Source organism: Serratia sp. 506_PEND (genome assembly GCF_001076875.1).
GTDB classification, from domain to species: domain Bacteria; phylum Pseudomonadota; class Gammaproteobacteria; order Enterobacterales; family Enterobacteriaceae; genus Serratia; species Serratia marcescens.
The window spans coordinates 1-3,616 of record NZ_JVEL01000066.1; the positions used below are offsets into that span (position 1 = coordinate 1).

Genomic DNA, 3,616 nt, shown 5'->3' on the forward strand with positions numbered 1-3,616 from the left:
GCGCTGAGCATCAGTCGCAATCGGCCACCGCTGCCCCATACCTGACATTGCCAGGCGGTACAACGCTGGCTGATCTGATTCATGTAGGTAGCCCCCAGCGTCCCCAGCGGCACGCCGTTGCTCAACTGGATTTGATTGTCACCGGTATTGACGTTGGCATGCAGCCCGGCGGAAACCAGAATCAGGTTTTTATTTTCGGCGTGATAATATCCCAACAACAGAGGGAATTGACCGTCTAATTTCCCCTGCCGCAATAATTGATTAACCTGCTTTAACAATGCCGACATTTGCGGCAAACGATGCTGTTGATTAGCCAGATGGTCCTGCAGCAGCCCATTAAATAATGCGCGCAACAGCAATGCCGCCAATACGCCATTATCGCCGGCGCGCGTGACGTCCAGACAATAGAATGCCAGATCCTTTTCTGACAAGGCGGCGATATCCAGCACCAGGCCGGGATTTTCGCCGGTGGTTAACTGCCGATAGTTGATCCGGCAATGCGCAATGGTCTGCTGTACCGGCGGCTGCAGTTGCTTAAGCAGTTTGACGGCTTCGGAAGGATTTTTGCTCAACGCATCCCAGTCCTGAAACAGTTCAACCTCTTCAATCGCCTGGGAGGTGAACATATTGGGGTATAAGCACGCCAGCACCGCTTCACGCAGGCGATTGAGATCGGTCAGCGGCTTGAGCAGCACATCCTGCACGCCCAACCGCAGCACCTTGGCGATGTCGGCCATCTTGTCGGTGGCCGAGATCACCAGCACCGGGATCTGCAGCCCCTGCAAACGCAGATGTTCAACAAATTCGATACCGCCCATTTCCGGCATCGCGAGATCGCACAGAATCAGATCCGGCTTGAAGTCATCGACGGCACTCAGCGCCTGTAAACCGTTGGTCGCCTCGCCGGTTTCAGCGCCCAGCGAGGTCAGATAACCGACCAGCACGGAACGAAAAACCTGTTCGTCCTCAACGATCAAGATGCGCTTGTGAGTGAGTGGTAATGCCATCAGCCGAGCCTCGTCCCTTTCCATAGTGTAATAGTGGCTCAAAAAGGTCACTTATGCTCGTCTGAAACAGACCAACTGCGCATTGCCAACCAAGAACCGAGAATTATCTATTTTTTATCAACGGCAACAACCGATCCAGTTGTTTTTCAACCGCCAGCAACCCCGCCTCGATCGCTTCATCGGCGCGGTGGAAATCCAGCGTTGAGATTTGCGGGCAAAAAGGCTGGATCAAGACATCCGGCGGATCGCTCGCCATCCGGTTGCGCTTCAGGCGATTTTCCAGCATTTGAATCGATGTGCTCATAATCTCCATCGCCGTCGGCGCCGTCGCCGGTTTGCGCTTACGCATTCTGCCGACGCGCTCCCGCAGACGCCCGCGCCAGGTAGCCGCAGGCGCATCGTTCGGGCTTTCTTCCTCGATACGTATCGAGAACAGGTCCTGCTGCATCAGGTGCGCGTCATGCTGCAGATCGACCGCGATGACGATATCGGCGCCCATGGCGCGGCAAAGCGACACCGGCACCGGATTGACCACCGCGCCATCCACCAGCCAATAGCCGTCGGCCCATACCGGCGCCAACAGGCCTGGCATACTGCAGGAAGCGCGTATCGCCTGATGAATATCGCCTTCGGTCAGCCACAGCTCACGCCCGGTGCTGAGATTGGTCGTCACGGCACCGAACTTCAACGCACAATCGGCGATATCATTGATCTTCAGCAGCTGTCCGACGGCGTTAAACACCCGCTCGCCGCGCAACAGGCCGCCGCGCTGCCAGGAAAAATCCATCAGGCGAATCACGTCCCAATAGCTGAACGATCGCACCCACTGCTCCATCGCCGGCAGGCGATGGCTGGCGAACGCGGCGCCCACCAACGCGCCGACAGAGCAGCCGGCAACGATATCGACCTCAATCCCCAGCTTCTTTAACGCATTGATCACGCCGATGTGCGCCCAGCCTTTAGCCGAGCCCGCACCCAGCGCCAGTCCGATCTTGATTTGCCGCATAGCGCCATCCTCTCGGTAAACGGTGTTCCCTGCTTTCAGGGTAGATTGTCACTGACGAATATTGTTAGGTAACATATGCGCTAAATTCATTTTCAGCCTCGTTTTATCAGGAGTCATTTTGCCCGAATCATGCCCATGCGGCAGCGGACTGGCGTATAACGCGTGCTGCGCCCCTTTTATCAGCGGCAGTCAGCCGGCGCCGACGCCCGGCCAACTGATGCGTTCACGCTTCACCGCCTACGTGAATCATAACGTCGACTATTTGATCGCCACCTGGCACCCCGACTGTGGCGCCGAAGCGTGGCGCAATGCAATCGTCGACAGCTTTAAGAATACCGAGTGGCTGGGCCTGACGATCGTGGAAGAGAAAGCCGGTCATGAGCCGGATGAAGGCTTCGTCGAATTCATCGCCCGTTTCACCGATGGCGAAAGCGGCGAACCGCAGGCGATGCATGAGCGTTCGCGCTTCCTTCGTCACGATCAACGTTGGTATTATATCGACGGCACCAAACCCCAGCCCGGCCGAAATGCGATGTGTCCCTGTGGCTCAGGGAAAAAATACAAGAAGTGCTGCGGGCGCTAGCCGGCCGGCGCTTCACGTTTACGCCTGCGCAGACAGGCCGTTCAGTATCAGACAGGATCCTCAAACCCATGCCGCACCAAAATGTACAACGGAAAGTGTTACGCACCATCTGCCCGGACGCCAAAGGACTGATCGCCAAGATCACCAACATCTGTTACAAGCACGAACTCAATATCGTCCAGAACAATGAGTTCGTCGATCACCGCACCGGGCGCTTCTTCATGCGCACCGAGCTGGAAGGCATTTTCAACGACAACACGCTGCTGGCCGATCTGGACAGCGCCCTGCCGGAAGGTTCGCTGCGTGAACTGCACAGCACCGGGCGCCGGCGCATCGTGGTGCTGGTCACCAAAGAGGCGCACTGCCTGGGCGATCTGTTGATGAAAAGCGCCTATGGCGGCCTCGACGTTGAGATCGCCGCCGTAATCGGCAACCACGACACGCTGCAATCGCTGGTGGAGCGTTTCGATATTCCTTTCCATCTGGTGAGCCACGAAGGCTTGACGCGCGAACAGCACGACCGCGAAATGACGGCCAAGATCGATCAATATCAGCCGGATTACGTGGTGCTGGCCAAATATATGCGCGTGCTGACTCCGGCCTTCGTGCAACATTATCCGAATCAGGTAATCAACATTCACCATTCGTTCCTGCCGGCGTTTATCGGCGCGCGGCCTTATCACCAGGCCTACGAACGCGGGGTAAAAATCATCGGCGCCACCGCCCACTACGTTAACGACAATCTCGACGAAGGCCCGATCATCATGCAGGACGTGATCCACGTCGATCACACCTATTCCGCCGAGGATATGATGCGCGCCGGCCGCGACGTGGAGAAAAATGTGCTCAGCCGCGCCCTGTATCAGGTGCTGGCGCAGCGCGTCTTCGTCTACGGCAACCGCACCGTTATTCTGTAATCGTTCAATAAATCGGTGCATTTCGTTCAGGGATGCACCGCCAAGAATAAAAAAACGGCAAACGATTCATTTTCTGCATTTCAATACTTTACACATCCGCTTC

At 56.5% G+C, this 3,616-nt stretch carries 4 protein-coding genes; 2 read left to right on the plus strand and 2 right to left on the minus strand.

What is annotated here, in order from left to right; translation table 11 throughout:
- Both rssB and rssA read right to left on the minus strand, forming a co-directional pair.
- Positions 1–1,007 (minus strand): two-component system response regulator RssB (rssB, locus tag ADK28_RS02235; RefSeq protein ID WP_048794772.1); only part of this gene is annotated, 1,007 nt, incomplete at its 3' end.
- A 103-nt stretch (positions 1,008–1,110) separates the two neighbouring features.
- On the minus strand, positions 1,111–2,013 hold the full coding sequence (gene rssA / locus ADK28_RS02240) for a patatin-like phospholipase RssA (RefSeq protein ID WP_016927487.1): 903 nt from the start codon (positions 2,011–2,013) through the stop codon (positions 1,111–1,113).
- Positions 2,014–2,131: 118 nt separating this feature from the next.
- Here rssA and ADK28_RS02245 point away from each other — a divergent pair, with 118 nt between their 5' ends.
- Both ADK28_RS02245 and purU read left to right on the plus strand, forming a co-directional pair.
- Positions 2,132–2,596, plus strand: a complete 465-nt coding sequence (locus tag ADK28_RS02245; protein ID WP_048794771.1) for a YchJ family protein — start codon at positions 2,132–2,134, stop codon at positions 2,594–2,596.
- A 68-nt stretch (positions 2,597–2,664) separates the two neighbouring features.
- Entirely contained in the window at positions 2,665–3,513 is an 849-nt protein-coding gene (gene purU, locus ADK28_RS02250) for a formyltetrahydrofolate deformylase (RefSeq protein ID WP_016927485.1), read from the plus strand.
- The last annotated feature ends 103 nt before the right edge of the window (positions 3,514–3,616 follow it).